Source organism: Burkholderia anthinoferrum (assembly GCF_002925705.1).
Lineage (GTDB): Bacteria > Pseudomonadota > Gammaproteobacteria > Burkholderiales > Burkholderiaceae > Burkholderia > Burkholderia semiarida.
The window spans coordinates 126,476-142,461 of record NZ_LFZP01000019.1 but is presented as its reverse complement, the minus strand read 5'-3'; the positions used below and the strand labels follow the sequence as shown (position 1 = coordinate 142,461).

The 15,986-nt window shown below is 70.0% G+C and carries 11 protein-coding genes; 6 read left to right on the top strand and 5 right to left on the bottom strand.

The window, feature by feature from the left end; genetic code table 11:
- Window positions 1-158: 158 nt before the first annotated feature.
- Genes C5F75_RS05745 through hemC form a run of 3 tightly spaced genes read right to left on the bottom strand, consistent with a single transcriptional unit; the run spans window position 159 to window position 4,323 of the window.
- Window positions 159-1,346, bottom strand: a complete 1,188-nt coding sequence (locus C5F75_RS05745) for a heme biosynthesis protein HemY (protein ID WP_104011964.1) — start codon at window positions 1,344-1,346, stop codon at window positions 159-161.
- A 2-nt stretch (window positions 1,347-1,348) separates the two neighbouring features.
- Complete coding sequence (gene hemDX / locus C5F75_RS05740; protein WP_104011963.1) at window positions 1,349-3,319, bottom strand: fused uroporphyrinogen-III synthase HemD/membrane protein HemX; 1,971 nt, start codon at window positions 3,317-3,319, stop codon at window positions 1,349-1,351.
- The gene (hemC, locus tag C5F75_RS05735) at window positions 3,319-4,323 is read right to left on the bottom strand and encodes a hydroxymethylbilane synthase (RefSeq protein WP_104011962.1); all 1,005 of its coding nucleotides are present in this window, start codon (window positions 4,321-4,323) and stop codon (window positions 3,319-3,321) included. Before hemC ends, hemDX begins: the two co-directional genes overlap by 1 nt.
- Window positions 4,324-4,531: 208 nt before the next feature.
- On the opposite strand from hemC, the gene ppc reads away from it, so the two are divergent.
- Window positions 4,532-7,561 (top strand): phosphoenolpyruvate carboxylase, encoded by a 3,030-nt coding sequence (gene ppc / locus C5F75_RS05730; RefSeq protein ID WP_099316710.1) that lies wholly within the window; start codon window positions 4,532-4,534, stop codon window positions 7,559-7,561.
- 120 nt (window positions 7,562-7,681) lie between these two features.
- Here the strand turns inward: ppc and C5F75_RS05725 are convergent, their stop codons facing one another.
- Window positions 7,682-8,434 carry a class I SAM-dependent methyltransferase gene (locus C5F75_RS05725; protein WP_099316711.1) on the bottom strand — a complete coding sequence of 251 codons (753 nt, stop codon included), beginning with the start codon at window positions 8,432-8,434 and terminating at the stop codon, window positions 7,682-7,684.
- A 226-nt stretch (window positions 8,435-8,660) separates the two neighbouring features.
- On the opposite strand from C5F75_RS05725, the gene C5F75_RS05720 reads away from it, so the two are divergent.
- Window positions 8,661-9,470 (top strand): helix-turn-helix transcriptional regulator, encoded by an 810-nt coding sequence (locus tag C5F75_RS05720; protein WP_059576659.1) that lies wholly within the window; start codon window positions 8,661-8,663, stop codon window positions 9,468-9,470.
- A gap of 7 nt (window positions 9,471-9,477) precedes the next feature.
- On the opposite strand, the gene C5F75_RS05715 is transcribed toward C5F75_RS05720, so the two are convergent.
- Window positions 9,478-10,473, bottom strand: coding sequence for a Csu type fimbrial protein (locus C5F75_RS05715; protein ID WP_059576663.1), 996 nt, complete (start codon window positions 10,471-10,473; stop codon window positions 9,478-9,480).
- Between the two features lie 296 nt (window positions 10,474-10,769).
- Here C5F75_RS05715 and C5F75_RS05710 point away from each other — a divergent pair, with 296 nt between their 5' ends.
- From C5F75_RS05710 to argH, 4 genes are all read left to right on the top strand, one after another.
- Entirely contained in the window at window positions 10,770-11,306 is a 537-nt protein-coding gene (locus C5F75_RS05710; RefSeq protein ID WP_059576666.1) for a Csu type fimbrial protein, read from the top strand.
- A gap of 6 nt (window positions 11,307-11,312) precedes the next feature.
- A complete protein-coding gene (locus C5F75_RS05705; protein WP_104011961.1) occupies window positions 11,313-11,969 on the top strand; it encodes a fimbrial biogenesis chaperone in 657 nt (218 codons plus the stop codon).
- 124 nt (window positions 11,970-12,093) lie between these two features.
- Window positions 12,094-14,436, top strand: coding sequence for a fimbria/pilus outer membrane usher protein (locus C5F75_RS05700; protein ID WP_104011993.1), 2,343 nt, complete (start codon window positions 12,094-12,096; stop codon window positions 14,434-14,436).
- A gap of 89 nt (window positions 14,437-14,525) precedes the next feature.
- Window positions 14,526-15,935 (top strand): argininosuccinate lyase, encoded by a 1,410-nt coding sequence (argH, locus tag C5F75_RS05695; protein WP_060966789.1) that lies wholly within the window; start codon window positions 14,526-14,528, stop codon window positions 15,933-15,935.
- Window positions 15,936-15,986 lie beyond the last annotated feature (51 nt).

The window sequence follows — 15,986 nt, the reverse complement described above, 5'->3', positions numbered from 1 at the left end:
ACGGCCGGCATCGTCCGGCCGCCGGGGCGTTTTCGATTCCGGGCAGGCCAGGCCCGCACCGGCCGGATGACGGCATCCTGCGTCCCGGCGGCCCCACGACGGACGAAAAAAAGCCCCGAATGCCGATCGGCATTCGGGGCGTGTACCGCAGCGCCGCATCACACCACGGTGATCGCCAGCGCGCTTTCGCGGTAGTGCTTCGCGGCCTTGTCGGTTTCGCCGAGCTGCTCGAACAGGCGGGCGAGCGCACGATGCGCACGCACTCTCAGCGCCTCGTTGTCGGCCAGCTTCAATGCCGATTCGAGGAACGACTGCGCCTTGCCCCACAGCTGCTGCTGCTGGCAGAGCCTGCCGAGCGCGAACAGCAGGTCGGCATCTTCCGGATGATCCTTCTTCCAGCCCTCGGCCTTCTGGATCAGCGGCAGCGCATCGGCGCCGGCCGTGTCCGGGTAACGGCGCAGCAGGCGCGCATCCCAGTTGTGCGCGAGCGCGTCCTCGACGATGCGGCGCGCTTCGTTGCGGCGCTCGAGCGGCACGAGCAGCTCGGCCGCGAGATCGGCCAGGCGCGGCGACTGGCGCTCGACCGTCGACAGCGACTGCCATACCTCGAGCAGCGCGTCCGCGTCGTGCCGGCGTTCGCGCAGCAGGTTTTCCGCCGCCTGCTGGCGCAGCCGCACGGCCGCGGCCGGATGCAGCGCCTCGCGCTTTTCGAGCGCCTTCGCGAGCTTCAGCACCTCGGCCCAGTTCTTCAGTTGCTGCTGCGCCCGCAGCGCGACCTGCTGCGCATGAATGCGCTTGCCGCCGGCCTGCATGTCGGCCAGCGCGGCAAGCGCGCCGTCCGCGTCGCGGGCGTCCGCGCGCATGTCGGCCGCGGCGAGCAGCCGTGCATCCTGCCATTCGGGCGCGTCGACCTTCGACAGCCACTCGTCGCGGCGCGTGTACTCGTGCATGCGGTGCGCGGCCGTGGCCCCGACGAGACTCGCGGCGCCCAGGTTCGCGTCGACCGCCAGCGCTTCGCGCGCGGCCTTCTCCGCACGCGAGAAGCGGCCCGCGTACAGGTTCGAGATTGCATCGCGCAGCGACGCCTGCGCCTTCTCGTTGCGCGAACGCGCCCGATACGCGGCGACCCGCTGCGGCATGCGCCAGATGTTGCGCACGATGCGCAGCAGCGCGTACACGACGATGAACAGCACGACGATGGCGATCACGAACAGGTTCAGCGACACGTCGACCCGGTACGGCGGATAGACGAGCAGCACCTGCCCCGCGTCGAAACGGCCGACGGTGGCGAGCGCCGCGGCGATCGCGAACAGGATCGCGAGCCAGACGATTCCTCGAAGCGTCATCGTTACCCCCGGCTCTTGAACTGCTGAACGGCGTTCAGGCTCGTGTTCAGGTTCGGCACCGCGACCGTCAGCGCTGCGCCGTCAACCTGCTTGAGCAGATCCTCGACGGTCTGCGTGTCCTTCGACGCCTGATCGAAATACTTCGCGAGCGACGCCTGCGCGGCGTGCAGGTCGGCCTTCATCGCGCCGTCGTTGCGCGCGAGCAGCGACAGCCGCGCGGTGAGCAGGCGCAGCTTCACGTTCTCGCGCACGAAGTAGCCCTGGTCGGGCGACGCGAGCATCGCGTCCGCGTTGTCGATCCGGCGCACCTGCACGAGGCCCTTCAATTGCTGGCCGAGGCTGGCCGAGAAGCCGTGCCACCACACCTTCCAGCGCGGCTCGCCGGCGGCGGCAGACGACGCGGCGTCGGCCGGCGCGGCCTTCGGCGCCGCGTGCGGCACGATCGCCTCGCCGGACAGCGGCAGCGCGTCGATCCTGGCGATCGCGTCGTCGAGCTTGATCGCGAGCCCGGTGAGATCGGCCGCCGGCGCGGCCTTCAGCTTCTCGATGTCCTGCGCGAGCGCCTTGCGCACCGTGACGGCCTGCGCGCTCTGCGACGTCGCGAGACGCGCGTCGGCGTTCTGCAGCGCGATCAGCGCGAGCTGCGTGTTGCCGGTCAGTTGAAGCTGCTGGCTCGCGCTCGACAGCATCTGGTCGACTTCCTCGAGCATCCACGCATCGCGGTTGCGCGACAGGTCCTGGTATTGCTGCTGCAGCGCCTGCTGCGCGCTCTGCGCATCGGCGAGCTTGCCGTCGAGCTGCGCGAGCTGCGTGTCGACCTGGTGCGTGCTGGCGAGCGCCTGCTCGGTCTTCGTCCGTGTTTCGGCCGCTTGCGCGTCGAGCGCCTTCTGACGGACGACGAACGTGCCGTCGAGCCGGTCGATCTTGCGGTTCAGCGCGTAGCCGCCGACACCCGCCGCGCAGCCGAGCACGACGACGACGAGCCACAGCACCGCGCTGCCGCCGCGGCGCGCACGCGGCTCGGACGCGAGATAAGGAGGGCTGGACGGCGGTGCGGATGCAGCGGCCGGCTGGGAAGCGACGCTTTTGGAATCGTTGGTATCTGTCATGCGTTTAGTCACCGGTACGGCTGTCGCCGGTTGGACGGCCTCGTCGGCCATCGTTCGAAACGCGCGGACGATGCGCTCATCGCCCGCGCCGGTCAGCGTAATCCTATCAAAACCCAATGCGCGCGCGGTCTGCTCGATCCGCGGGTGCGGCGTCACGAGCGGCGCATGCTTCAGCGCGTCGATCTCGGCATCGTTCAGATGGGCCCGCGCGAGCTCGTGCAGGTTGCGCACGCCTTCCGAGCTCGTGACGAGCCATGCGTGCGGCTGGCCGTCGAGCAGCGCGTGCACGCGCTCCCACGCGCCGACGCGCGGCTCGGGCACGACGCGCCGGTAGGCCGCGACGAGCGTGACGTCCGCACCGGCCTCGCGCAAGCGCTCGGCGAGCCATTCGCGCCCGCCGTCGCCGCGCACGATCAGCACGCGCTTGCCCGCCAGCGCCTGCGCGCCGCCGAACGCGGCCTCGATGCTCGCGAACAGGCTTTCCGAATCGTAATGGGGCATGCCGCCATCGGCCGGCGCTTGCGGCGCGATCACGCGATGCGCGGGCGCCGCGATGCCGTGACGCGCGAGCGCCGCGACGCTGCCGGGCCCGACCACGCCGACCGGCAGCGCGTTCGGCCAGATCGTGTCGTACCGCGCGAGCGCGCGGTCGATCGCGTTCGGCGACACGAAAATCACCAGCGCGTAGTCGGCCAGCGCCGCGAATGCGGCGTCGAGCAGCGCCGGATCGTCGACCGGCGCGATATCGATCAGCGGGAATTCGAGCACGTCGCAGCCGGCGTCGGCCAGTTGCGACGCCAGCGCATCGGACTGCCCGTCCGGACGCGTCAGGACAGCGGTGAACGCGCGCGCGCCGCCCGCCATCAGGCGTCGCCCTTGCCCGCGGCCTGCGAGCTCGCGAGCAGCGCCTGGACGATGTCGAGCGCACCTTGCGCCTCGAGTTCGTCGGATACCGCGCGGCCGAGCGCGAGCGCATCGGCGACGGTCACGACCGCGCCGCACTCCTCGGCCGTCAGCACGCGCTTGCCGTCGGTGGTCGACACGCGGCCCGTCAGGTACAGCTCGCCCGCGCGCCACACCGCGTGCGCGGCGAGCGGCACCTCGCAACTGCCGCCGAGCGCGCGCGACACCATCCGCTCGGCCTCGACCGCGAGCGCGGTCTGCGTGTCGTGCAGCGGCGCGAGCCACGCGGCGACGTCGTCGCGATGCGCGGCAATCTCGATGCCGAGCGCGCCCTGGCCGGCCGCGGGCGGGCTCGCCTCGACGTCGAGCAGCGCGCGGATCCGCGCTTCGAGGCCGAGGCGCTTCAGGCCAGCGGCCGCGAGGATGATCGCCGCGTAGTCGCCGCGGTCGAGCTTCGCTAGGCGCGTGTCGAGGTTGCCGCGCAGCGGCAGGACCTCGAGATGCGGATAGCGCGAACGCAGCATCGCTTCGCGGCGCAGGCTCGACGTACCGACGACCGCGCCGGCCGGCAGCGCGTCGAGCGACGCGTAGTCGTTCGACACGAAGGCGTCGCGCGGGTCTTCGCGCGCCATGATCGCGGCGAGCGAGAAGCCGTCGGGCAGCGCCATCGGCACGTCCTTCAGCGAATGCACCGCGAGATCGGCGCGGCCGTCGGCCAGCGCGGCTTCCAGTTCCTTCACGAACAGGCCCTTGCCGCCGACCTTCGACAGCGTGCGATCGAGAATCTGATCGCCGCGCGTCGTCATCCCGAGGATTTTCACGTCACAAGCTGGATATAATTTGCGCAGCGCATCACGCACATGTTCGGCTTGCCACATCGCCAGGCGGCTCTCGCGCGAAGCAATCGTCAACGTCGCGGGCGGTCGTGGTTGTTGCGGCCCGGCCGCGGGGGTCTCGGAATTCATTGCTGGAACATCGAAGGACGGGATTGAAGATCGAACAATGGTAGCACGCACGCTCCGGCCCGCCCGGGCCCGGAGCCTGCGCCCGGCCTGCTTCCGTGCGGGTCGCGGCGCCGTTGCGCGGATGTGCCGCACGTAGCTGGTTGCTTGACCGCAGTTCCCGCAGTTTCCGCAGTTCCTTTTGACTCGAGCTTTCCCAAGGAAACCCATCGTGAAGTCTTCCGGATCGGCGCGTACGGCGCGCCGCAATGCTGCCCTGTCCTCCTCCGACGCCTCGACGGACACCGTCGCCACCGCCGCGAACGGCCGTGCGAAAGCGGCAACGAAACCAACGGCAACGAAACCGAAAGACGCGATACGTCAGACAAAACGCACGACGAAAGCCGCCGGCCCCGCGGCCCGCGACGCCGTCGCGCCGAAGGCCGGCACCCGCGCGCGCGACGACAAGGACCGCCCGCTGTTCGAGGACATCCGCTTCCTCGGCCGCCTGCTCGGCGACGTCGTGCGCGAACAGGAAGGCGATACGGTGTTCGACGTCGTCGAGACGATCCGCCAGACCGCGGTCAAGTTCCGCCGCGAGGACGACAGCGAAGCCGCGCAGACGCTCGAGAAGAAGCTGCGCAAGCTGACGCCGGAGCAGACGGTGAGCGTTGTACGCGCGTTCAGCTATTTCTCGCACCTCGCGAACATCGCGGAAGACCGCCACCACAACCGCCGCCGCCGCATCCACGCGCTGGCCGGCTCCGCGCCGCAGCCCGGCACGGTCGCATACGCGCTCGACCAGCTGAAAACCACCGGCAACGCGTCGAAGCGCCTGCTGCAGCGCTTCTTCGACGATGCGCTGATCGTGCCGGTGCTGACCGCGCATCCGACCGAAGTGCAGCGCAAGAGCATCCTCGACGCGCAGCACGACATCGCGCGCCTGCTCGCCGAGCGCGACCAGGAGCTGACCGCGCGCGAGCGCCAGTACAACGAGGCGATGCTGCGCGCGCGCGTGACCGCGCTGTGGCAGACGCGCATGCTGCGCGACGCGCGCCTGACGGTCGGCGACGAGATCGAGAACGCGCTGTCGTACTACCGCGCGACGTTCCTCGACGAACTGCCCGCGCTGTACGGCGACATCGAGGCCGCGCTCGCCGAGCACGGCCTGTCGGCCCGCGTGCCCGCGTTCTTCCAGATGGGCAGCTGGATCGGCGGCGACCGCGACGGCAACCCGAACGTGACCGCCGCGACGCTCGACGAGGCGATCAACCGTCAGGCCGCGGTGATCCTCGAACACTATCTGGAACAGGTGCACAAGCTGGGCGCCGAGCTGTCGGTGTCGAACCTGCTGGTCGGCGCGAACGACGCGGTGAAGGCGCTCGCGGCCGCGTCGCCCGACCAGTCGCCGCACCGCGTCGACGAACCGTATCGCCGCGCGCTGATCGGCATCTATACGCGGCTCGCCGCGAGCGCGCGCGTGCGTCTCGGCGAAGGTACGGTGCCGGTGCGCAGCGCCGGCCGCGGCGCGCCGCCCGTGCGTGCGGTCCCGTATGAAGATTCGGAAGCGTTCGTCGCCGACCTGAAGGTGCTGACCGCATCGCTCGACGAACACCACGGCGCGTCGCTCGCCGCGCCGCGCCTCGCGCCGCTCGTGCGCGCGGCCGAAGTGTTCGGCTTCCATCTCGCGAGCATCGACCTGCGCCAAAGTTCCGACATCCACGAGGCGGTGGTCGCCGAGCTGTTCGCGCGCGCGGGCGTCGAGGCCGACTATGCGGCGCTCGCCGAGGAAGACAAGCTGCGCGTGCTGCTCGCCGCGCTCGCCGATCCGCGCCCGCTGCGCTCGCCGTACATCGAATACTCGGCGCTCGCGCAAAGCGAGCTCGGCGTGTTCGAGAAGGCGCGCGAGGTCCGCGCGCAATTCGGCGCGCGTGCGGTGCGCAACTACATCATTTCGCATACGGAAACCGTCAGCGACCTCGTCGAAGTCCTGCTGCTGCAGAAGGAGACGGGCCTGCTCGAAGGCACGCTCGGCGTGCCGGGCAGCGACGCGAAGAACAGCCTGATGGTGATCCCGCTGTTCGAGACGATCCCCGACCTGCGCGACGCGTCGCGCATCATGCGCGACTACTTCGCGCTGCCGGGCATCGACGCGCTGATCGCGCACCAGGGCGCCGAGCAGGAAGTGATGCTCGGCTACTCGGACAGCAACAAGGACGGCGGCTTCCTCACGTCGAACTGGGAGCTGTATCGCGCGGAACTCGCGCTCGTCGACCTGTTCCGCGAGCGCAAGATCACGCTGCGGCTGTTCCACGGGCGCGGCGGTACGGTCGGCCGCGGAGGCGGCCCGACCTACCAGGCGATCCTGTCGCAGCCGCCGGGCACCGTCAACGGCCAGATCCGCCTGACCGAACAGGGCGAGGTGATCGCGAGCAAGTTCTCGAACCCGTCGATCGGCCGGCGCAACCTCGAGACGGTCGTCGCCGCGACGCTCGAGGCGTCGCTGCTGCCGCAGTCGAACGCACCGGCGCAACTGCCGGCGTTCGAGGCCGCGATGCAGACGCTGTCCGACTCGGCGATGGCCGCGTACCGCGCGCTCGTCTACGAAACGCCGGGCTTCACCGATTACTTCTTCGCGTCGACGCCGATCACCGAGATCGCCGAGCTGAATATCGGCAGCCGCCCGGCGTCGCGCAAGCTGCAGGATCCGAAGCAGCGCAAGATCGAGGATCTGCGCGCGATTCCGTGGGGCTTCTCGTGGGGCCAGTGCCGGCTGCTGCTGACCGGCTGGTACGGCTTCGGCAGCGCGGTGAGCGCGTATCTCGACGGCGCCGGGGACGACGCCGAACGCGCGAAACGCGTCACGCTGCTGAAGAAGATGAACAAGACCTGGCCGTTCTTCTCGAACCTGCTGTCGAACATGGACATGGTGCTCGCGAAGACGGATCTCGCGGTCGCGTCGCGCTATGCGCAGCTCGTGCCCGATCGCAAGCTGCGCAAGCACGTGTTCGAGCGGATCGTCGCGGAATGGGAGCGCACGTCGCGGGCGCTCGCTGAAATCACCGGGCACGAAGGCCGCCTCGCGACCAACCCGCTGCTCGCGCGCTCGATCAAGAACCGCTTCCCGTATCTCGATCCGCTGAACCACCTGCAGGTCGAGCTGATCAAGCGTCACCGCGCGGGCGACACGAACGCGCGGCTGCGCCGCGGGATTCACCTGACGATCAACGGGATCGCGGCCGGCCTGCGCAACACCGGCTGATCCGCGGGCGGCGCGGGCGCGGTTTCGCGCCGGCCGGGATAACGAAAGCCGCGATACGCGTTCGTGCGTATCGCGGCTTTTTTCATGCGATCGCGAAACGGCGCGGCGCGCGCCGCCCGCTCAGTGCGCGTCGATCAGCAACGCGTCGTGCTCGAACGACCCGTCGGCCTGCACCGCGTAGTAGCCGCGCACCTCGTCCGGCGCATGCGCCCACAGCGCGCGAATGCCGGCGACGCTGTCGGCCGGCGTGCGGATGCGCGCGACCCACGTGTCGAAATCGATCGGCAGACGCCAGCGGCTGTGCACCCGCGCGTCGAAACCGGCGGCGCGGAACATCGCGAGCCATTCGTCCGCGCGGTAGTCGCGCACGTGCGACGCGTCGCGCAGCACTTCCGCGGCCTGCAGGTACGTATCGAGGAGCGGATGGTCGTTGCCCGCGATGTCGATCATCAGCACGCGGCCGCCCGGCTTCAGCACGCGGCGCACTTCGGCGAGCGCCGCGCGCAGGTCGTGCCAGTGGTGCGCGCTCATCCGGCTCACGACCCAGTCGAACGTCGCGGTGTCGAACGGCAGCCGCTCGGCCGGGCCCTGCTGCGTGCGGATGTTCGCGAGCCCGCGCTCGCGCGCGGCCGCATCGACGGTCGCAAGCATCGGCGCGGCGAGATCGTACGCGACCACCTCGCGCACGTGCGGCGCGACCGCGAAGCTCGCGTGGCCGGCACCGCAACCGAGGTCGAGCACCGCGGCGTCGGGCGTCGCGCGCACCGCGTCGGCGAGCGCCCGCAGGTCGGCGCCCGTCGCATGAACCGTGCTCGTCAGATAGGCGGCGGCCGTCGTGCCGAACGCGTCGGCGACCTGCTCGTGGTGTTTCATCGTTCGCTCCTTTCCTTGATGCCGTCGGCCGAACCCCACGCTTGCGCGCGCGATCCGGCCCCGTGCAACGTATTGTGGGGGACGCCCGCTGCCCTGCCAGCGCGCGAGCCGCTACAATAGGCCTGCATTTGTACCAGTACAAGTTAAGCAGTTATTCTGGTATTCGATCCACCTGTCTGATCGTTCGATCGTTGCCGCGTCTTCGCTTCCACTTCGCCGTTTCCGCATGAACCAGCCGTCCTCCGCCCTCGTCCCGCCGCTCGACGCCACGCCCGCCCGCGCGCTCGGCGAATTCATCCGCGCCCATCGCGAGCGGCTGTCGCCACAGGCCGTCGGCCTGCCGCCCGGCCCGCGCCGCCGCACGCCGGGGCTGCGGCGCGAGGAAGTCGCGCAACTGTGCGGCGTAAGCCCGACCTGGTACACGTGGATCGAACAGGGCCGGCCCGTGTCGGCCTCCGCCGACGCGCTCGCCCGGATCGCCGTCGCGCTGCAGTTGTCGAAGGCCGAACGCGCCTACCTGTTCGAGCTGGCCGCGCAGCGCGACCCGGCCGAGCCCGACGTCGCGGGCGGCGACCTGCCGCCGACGCTCGCCGCGACCGTCGCCGCGATCGCGACGCCCGCCTACGTGCTCGACCGCCAATGGAACGCGCTCGCGTGGAACCCGCCGGCCGCCGCGCTCTTTTCCGGCTGGCTCGATGGCGAGCACGACCGCAACCTGCTGCGCTTCACGTTCATGTCGCCGGCTGCACGCACGCTGATCGTCGACTGGGAAACCCGCGCGCGGCGGCTCGCGGCCGAATTCCGCGCCGACGCGATCCGCCACCTGACCGACGCGCCGACGCGCGCGCTGATCGACGCGCTGACGGCCGGCAGCGACGCGTTCGCGCAGTACTGGGCGTCGCAGGACGTGTTCGAGCGCGAAGGCGGGCGGCGCGAATTCGACCATCCGGCCGACGGCCGCCTCGTGTACCAGCAGATCACGCTGAAACCCGCGCACCGCGAGGACCTGAAGCTCGTCGTGCTGGTGCGCGACTGAGCGCGGCTCAGAAGCTGATCGTCGCGGTAATCGTGTCGCTGTAGTTGCCGGGCGCCGGCGTCGCTTGCGCGGGCACGCGGCCGTACACGGTGATCGCCTGCGCGAACCCGCTGCCGGTGCCGGTCGCCATCGACGTGCCGGCGGTGCCGTCGCCCCATGGTTGCGTGAAGCCGCTGTCCTGATAGAGCTGGTAGCTGACCGACCCGCCGCCCGCGCGCTGCATCGTGCGTGCGGCGACGTTGCCGCTGCCGCCGCCGTTCAACGCGATCCGGAATGCGTCGCCGTTCGTGCAGCGCGCGCTGATCGAGCCGCTGGCGGTCAGCGCGGACGCCAGCACGCCTGCGGGCGGAAACGCGACGCCGGTCGCGCTGATGATGCAGTTGTTGATGACGGTGGCGGTCGTGGTAACCGTCATCGTGCCGGCCGTCGACTGCGACACACACGGTGTCGGCAGCACGCCAAGCAGCGAAAAACTGTAGCTGTATGCGGCCTGGTTGCCGCTGAAACTCTGTGTATAGACGGTGCTGCCGTTGTTCACGGTCGGCACGGTTGGCTGGTTCGGCGCGATGCGGCCATAGATGGTCACGTTCGCACTCGCGGACGTGCCGAGCGCCGGTTTCGTCAACGTCAGCGATATCGGCGTCGTGCCGCTGCTCACGGCGCCCCAGGCCTGCGAATAGCCGGCGTCCTGATACAGGTCGTACTGCATCTGGTTCGCCCCGTTGCTCAGGTAGCGCGGGCTGGTGCCGCCGAGGTTCACGCACACGAGCACGCCGGTGTTCAGGCTCAGCGCGTCCCACGTGCAGTTCACGGTCATCGTGGCGGTCGTCGTGTAGGCCTGTTGCGTGATCGGACTGACCGAGCCGAAGCTCGGCACCGGCGGCGTCACCGTGCACGTATCCGCACGCGCCGGCATCCAGGGCATGCCGAGCAGCGCCGCCAGCAGCAGGGACGCGAGCGCGCGCATCCAGCGGCGCGCCAGATCGAAGCCGTCAGCCTCCATGCATCTCCCCCGAAAAAAACGTCCGGACGATCGGGTTCGCGGATCCGGCCGCGCCCTCATCGTATCCATCCGCGCATCGATCGTTCGCACTGTTACTTGATCCGTGTCAAATAGGCCGATGGAATCCGTCCGCCCCCCGGGCAATGCATGCCAGGTCGGCGTTTTCTCCATTGCGCGCGACCAAAGCCGTGGAGTAGTCTTCCACCAACGACAGAGCGGTAACGGCGACCGGCAACAGACCACGCGGCAGGCACTCCGCGGCCGGGCGACCCCTTGAACGGCAGGAGACAATCATAATGATAGATTCCCGACGTCGTGTTTTTTCAGCCATGCTCGCAGCCACGTTCGCATTCGCGCCGGTGCTGCAGCCCGTCACCGTTGCCGCAGTCTATTCGAACGGCACGGCCACCGCGCAATTCAACGTCACGCTCACGATCCAGGCGAACTGCACGATCGCCGCGAACCCGCTTGCATTCGGCACCACCGGCGTGCTCGCGTCGACGGTCAACCAGCAGACGACGGTCTCCGTCACCTGCACGAACTCGACACCCTACAACATCGGACTCGACGCCGGCGCGGTAACCGGCTCGACCGTCGCCAGCCGGCTGATGGGCGGCACCACGACGGGCAATACCGGCACGACGGTCGGCTACCAGCTCTACCAGGACTCCGGCCACTCGACGATCTGGGGCAACACGCAAGGCACCGACACGGTCGGCGGCACCGGCACCGGTTCCGCGCAGGTGCTGAACGTGTACGGCCAGGTACCCGCGCAAGCGACGCCGAAGCCCGACACCTACCAGGCCTCGGTCACCGCCACCGTCTATTTCTGACGGGCCGTGCGATTGTTCCCGCGCGCCTTTGCCGCGCTGTGCGTCGGGTGGGCGGCGGCGGTTTCGCATGCCGCCACGCTGCAGATCACGCCCGTGACGATCGAGCTGCCGCCTTCGGCGGCAGCCGCGAGCATGACGCTCAGCAACCCGGGCGGGCGGCCGATCTACGGCCAGGTCCGCACCTATCGCTGGACGCAGGAAAACGGCACCGACGTGATGACGCCGAGCGACGCGCTCGCCGCGTCGCCGCCGCTGCTGCAGATCGACGCGAACGCCGAGCAGTTGATCCGGCTCGTGCGCACGAGCCGCGGCACGCCGGCCGCAGAAGAGAGCTATCGCGTGCTGATCGACGAACTGCCCGCGCCGGGCGCGCCGGTCGACAACGGCGTGACGATCCGGCTGCGCTATTCCGTGCCCGTATTCGTCGAGCCCGACGCCGCGCAAGCGTCCCCGCGCCTCGACTGGCGCATCGAATCCGACGGGACCGGCATGCGGCTCGCGGTCGACAATCGCGGCGGACGGCGGGCGCAGATTTCCGCGGTCCGGCTGGTCGATGCGCGAGGCGGCGTCCACGAGATCACGCGCGGGCTACTCGGCTATGCGCTCGCGGGCAGCACGCGACGCTGGCCGCTCAAGCTCGACGCCGGCGCGCCCTTCGTCTAGATCCAGGCGACCGTCAACGCGCAGCCGGTCGAAGCCCGGCTGCCGGTGCCCTGAGCCACCCGGGCAGGATCGCACGACGTTGCCCGTGCCGACGCCGAGCAAGATCCTCCGGGCCGACTGCCCCGTGCGACACGCCGGGCCGGCCCGACCCACCGCCGCGCTGCTCGCGCTGGCGCTGATACTCGCGCTGCGCGCGCCCGCCGTATGCGCGCAGCCGGCGCCGATGCCGGCCGCCGCCGTGTCCGAAGCCGCGGCGCAAGCCGACGGGCTGTATCTCGACGTGTCGCTCAACGGCGAACCGACGCACCGGATCGCCCGGTTCCGGCAGATCGACGGGCGGCTGTACGCGGGCTCCGCCGACCTGAACGATCTGGGCATCGCGACCGGCGGCCCCGCGAACGCACCGTCGAACACGCTCGTCGCGCTCGATACGCTCGCGGGGCTGCACTACGATTACGACGCCGGGCGGCAGACGCTCGACCTGCGCGTGCCCGATGCACTGCGCATTCCGCACACGTTCGATACGCGCGCGCTCGCCGCCGCGCCGCCGGCGACGTCCGGCCGCGGCTTCGTGCTGAACTACGATGCCTACGCGCAAACCGTCGCACGCGCGCCGCTCGCGGTCTGGAGCGAGGCGCGCTATTTCGATCCGGCCGGCGTACTCAGCAGCACCGGCATCGCGTACCTGTACGACGACCGCCGGCGCTACGTGCGCTACGACACGTCCTGGACCCGCTCGAATCCCCGCACGCTCACGACGACCCAGGTCGGCGACACGATTTCGTCGTCGCTGTCCTGGACGCGCTCGCTGCGCCTGGGCGGCGTGCAGTGGCGCAGCAATTTCGGCCTGCGCCCCGACCTCGTCACGTTTCCGGTGCCCGCGCTGTCCGGCAGCGCGGTCGTGCCGACGTCGGTCGACCTGTACGTCAACAACGTGCGCCAGTTCAGCGGCGACGTGCCGAGCGGGCCATTCGTGATCAACAGCGTGCCGGGCATCACCGGCGCGGGCAACGCGACGGTCGTCACGCGCGACGCGCTCGGCCGCTCGATCGCGACGTCGATTCCGCTGTACGTCGATACGCGCCTGCTGGCCCCCGGCCTCGCCAGCTATTCGGTCGAAGCCGGTTTCCTGCGCCGCGCGTACGGCACCGATTCGTTCGACTACGCGCGCACGCCGGCGGCGAGCGGCTCGCTGCGCTACGGGATCAGCGAGCGGCTGACCGTCGAAGCGCACGGGGAAGCGACGGCCGGCGTCTACAACGCCGGCGCCGGCGTGCTCGCACGCCTCGGCGAGCGCGGCGTGGCGAACGCGTCGCTGGCGCTCAGCGCGCCGGGCAGCACCGGCGTGCAGGCGGGCGTCGGCTACCAGTACGTGACGCCGCGCTTCTCGATCGACGCGCAGACCCTGCGCGCATTCGGCGACTACGTCGACCTGGGCAGCCGCGAAGGCGTGCCGGTCTCGCGCGCCACCGATCGCGTGACGGTGTCGTTCCCGTTCCTGCGCGCGCAAACGCTGTCGTTCAGCTATCTGGCCCTCGAGTATCCGGGCGTCGCCGCGTCGCGGATCGGCTCGATCGCTTACCTCGTCAATCTGGGCGGGCTGACCTCGATCACGTTCAGCGGCTTCCAGGACTTCCGGCAACGCGATGCGCGCGGCTTCTTCGTGAGCCTGAGCATCGGGCTGGGCGGCAACACGTCTGTCTCCGCGAACGCCGGGCGGCAGAACGGCGAATCGACCTACACGCTCAATGCATCGCGGCCGCCCGACTACGGCGGCGGCTTCGGCTGGAACGTGCAGGCCGGCACCCAAGCGGGCACGCGCTACGGGCAGGGCCAGCTGCAGTATCTCGGCCGCGCCGGCCAGCTCACGCTGCTCGCGCAATCGTTCGACGGGCGCGCCAACGCGGCGGTCGACGTCACCGGCGCGTTCGTGCTGATGGATGGCCGGGTGATGACGGCGCGCCGCGTCGACGACGGCTTCGCGCTCGTCTCGACCGACACGGGGCGCGTGCCCGTGCTACACCAGAACCGGCTGATCGGCGCGACGGACCACGCCGGCTACCTGCTGGTGCCCGACCTGAATGCGTACCAGAACAATCGCATCGCGATCGACGGCAGCGCGCTGCCGGCCGACGCGCGGATCGCCGACACGACGCTCGACGTCGTGCCGCAGGCCCGCTCCGGCGTGCTCGCGCACTTCGCCATCACGCGCTACAGCGCCGCGTCGATCGCGCTGCGCGCGTCGGACGGCACGCCGCTTCCGCCGGGGCTCGAGGTCCGCCACGTCGAAAGCGGCCAGCGCACGATCGTCGGCTACGACGGCCTGACCTTCGTCGACGGCCTCGTCGCGAACAACCACCTGGAGATCTCCGGCGGCGGCCGCGACTGCACCGTCGAATTCGCGTACCGGCGGCCGGACGACGGCACGCTGCCGCGCATCGGCCCGCTGACCTGCAGCCCGCGCTAGCGCGCGCCGGCCGCCCGCTTCGCGAATGTTAGAATCGCGGGATTCCCTCGGCGGCGCACGGCCGCCCAACTCCCCTTCGAAGAATCGCCATGACGTCCCAACTGCACAAAAAGGGCGAGGCCTGGTCGGCCCGCTTCTCGGAACCGATGTCGGAGCTGGTCAAGCGCTACACGTCGTCGGTGTTTTTCGACAAGCGCCTCGCGCTCGTCGACATCGCCGGCTCGCTCGCGCACGCGAACATGCTCGCCGCGCAGAAGATCATCAGCGCCGACGACCTGGCCGCGATCGAGCGCGGGATGGCGCAGATCAAGGGCGAGATCGAGCGTGGCGAATTCGAATGGCAGCTCGACCTGGAAGACGTCCACCTGAACATCGAGGCGCGCCTGACCGCGCTGATCGGCGATGCCGGCAAGCGCCTGCATACGGGCCGCTCGCGCAACGACCAGGTCGCGACCGACATCCGCCTGTGGCTGCGCGGCGAGATCGACCGCATCGGCGGCCTGCTGAACGACCTGCGCGGCGCGCTGATCGACCTCGCGGAACAGAACGCCGACACGATCATGCCGGGCTTCACGCACCTGCAGGTCGCGCAGCCGGTCACGTTCGGCCACCACCTGCTCGCGTACGTCGAGATGTTCACGCGCGACGCGGAACGCATGCGCGACTGCCGCACCCGCGTGAACCGCCTGCCGCTCGGCGCGGCCGCGCTCGCCGGCACCAGCTATCCGATCGATCGCCACGCGGTCGCGAAGACGCTCGGCTTCGACGGCATCTGCGCGAACTCGCTCGACGCGGTGTCCGATCGCGACTTCGCGATCGAATTCACGGCGGCGTCGGCGCTCGTGATGACGCACGTGTCGCGTTTCTCCGAAGAGCTCGTGCTGTGGATGAGCCCGCGCGTCGGCTTCATCGACATCGCGGACCGCTTCTGCACCGGCAGCTCGATCATGCCGCAGAAGAAGAACCCCGACGTGCCCGAGCTCGCGCGCGGCAAGACCGGCCGCGTGAACGGCCACCTGATGGCGCTCCTCACGCTGATGAAGGGCCAGCCGCTCGCGTACAACAAGGACAACCAGGAAGACAAGGAACCGCTGTTCGACACGGTCGACACCGTCGCCGACACGCTGCGGATCTTCGCCGAGATGGTCGCCGGCATCACCGTGAAGCCGGATGCGATGCGCGCGGCCGCGCTGCAGGGCTTCTCGACCGCCACCGACCTCGCCGACTACCTGGTCAAGCGCGGCCTGCCGTTCCGCGACGCGCACGAAGCCGTCGCGCACGCGGTGAAGATCTGCGACGACCGAGGCATCGACCTCGCCGACCTGACGCTCGACGAAATGAAGCAGGAACTGCCGAACGTCGCGCACCTGATCGGCGACGACGTGTTCGGCTACCTGACGCTCGAAGGGTCGGTCGCGAGCCGCAACCACCCGGGCGGCACCGCGCCCGACCAGGTGCGTGCGGCCGTCAAGGCTGCCCGCGCCGCGCTGGGCCAGTAACGGCCCGCGGTTCCGGACGGACGCCCGCGGCGTCCGTTTTTCATTCGGGCG

Excerpts from the sequence above, each read along its gene's own strand:
- C5F75_RS05745 (WP_104011964.1), bottom strand. The coding sequence starts at position 1,346 with ATGACGCTTCGAGGAATCGTCTGGCTCGCGATCCTGTTCGCGATCGCC.
- hemDX (WP_104011963.1), bottom strand. The coding sequence starts at position 3,319 with ATGGCGGGCGGCGCGCGCGCGTTCACCGCTGTCCTGACGCGTCCGGAC.
- hemC (WP_104011962.1), bottom strand. The coding sequence starts at position 4,323 with ATGAATTCCGAGACCCCCGCGGCCGGGCCGCAACAACCACGACCGCCC.
- C5F75_RS05725 (WP_099316711.1), bottom strand. The coding sequence starts at position 8,434 with ATGAAACACCACGAGCAGGTCGCCGACGCGTTCGGCACGACGGCCGCC.
- C5F75_RS05720 (WP_059576659.1), top strand. The coding sequence starts at position 8,661 with ATGAACCAGCCGTCCTCCGCCCTCGTCCCGCCGCTCGACGCCACGCCC.
- C5F75_RS05715 (WP_059576663.1), bottom strand. The coding sequence starts at position 10,473 with ATGGAGGCTGACGGCTTCGATCTGGCGCGCCGCTGGATGCGCGCGCTC.
- C5F75_RS05710 (WP_059576666.1), top strand. The coding sequence starts at position 10,770 with ATGATAGATTCCCGACGTCGTGTTTTTTCAGCCATGCTCGCAGCCACG.
- argH (WP_060966789.1), top strand. The coding sequence starts at position 14,526 with ATGACGTCCCAACTGCACAAAAAGGGCGAGGCCTGGTCGGCCCGCTTC.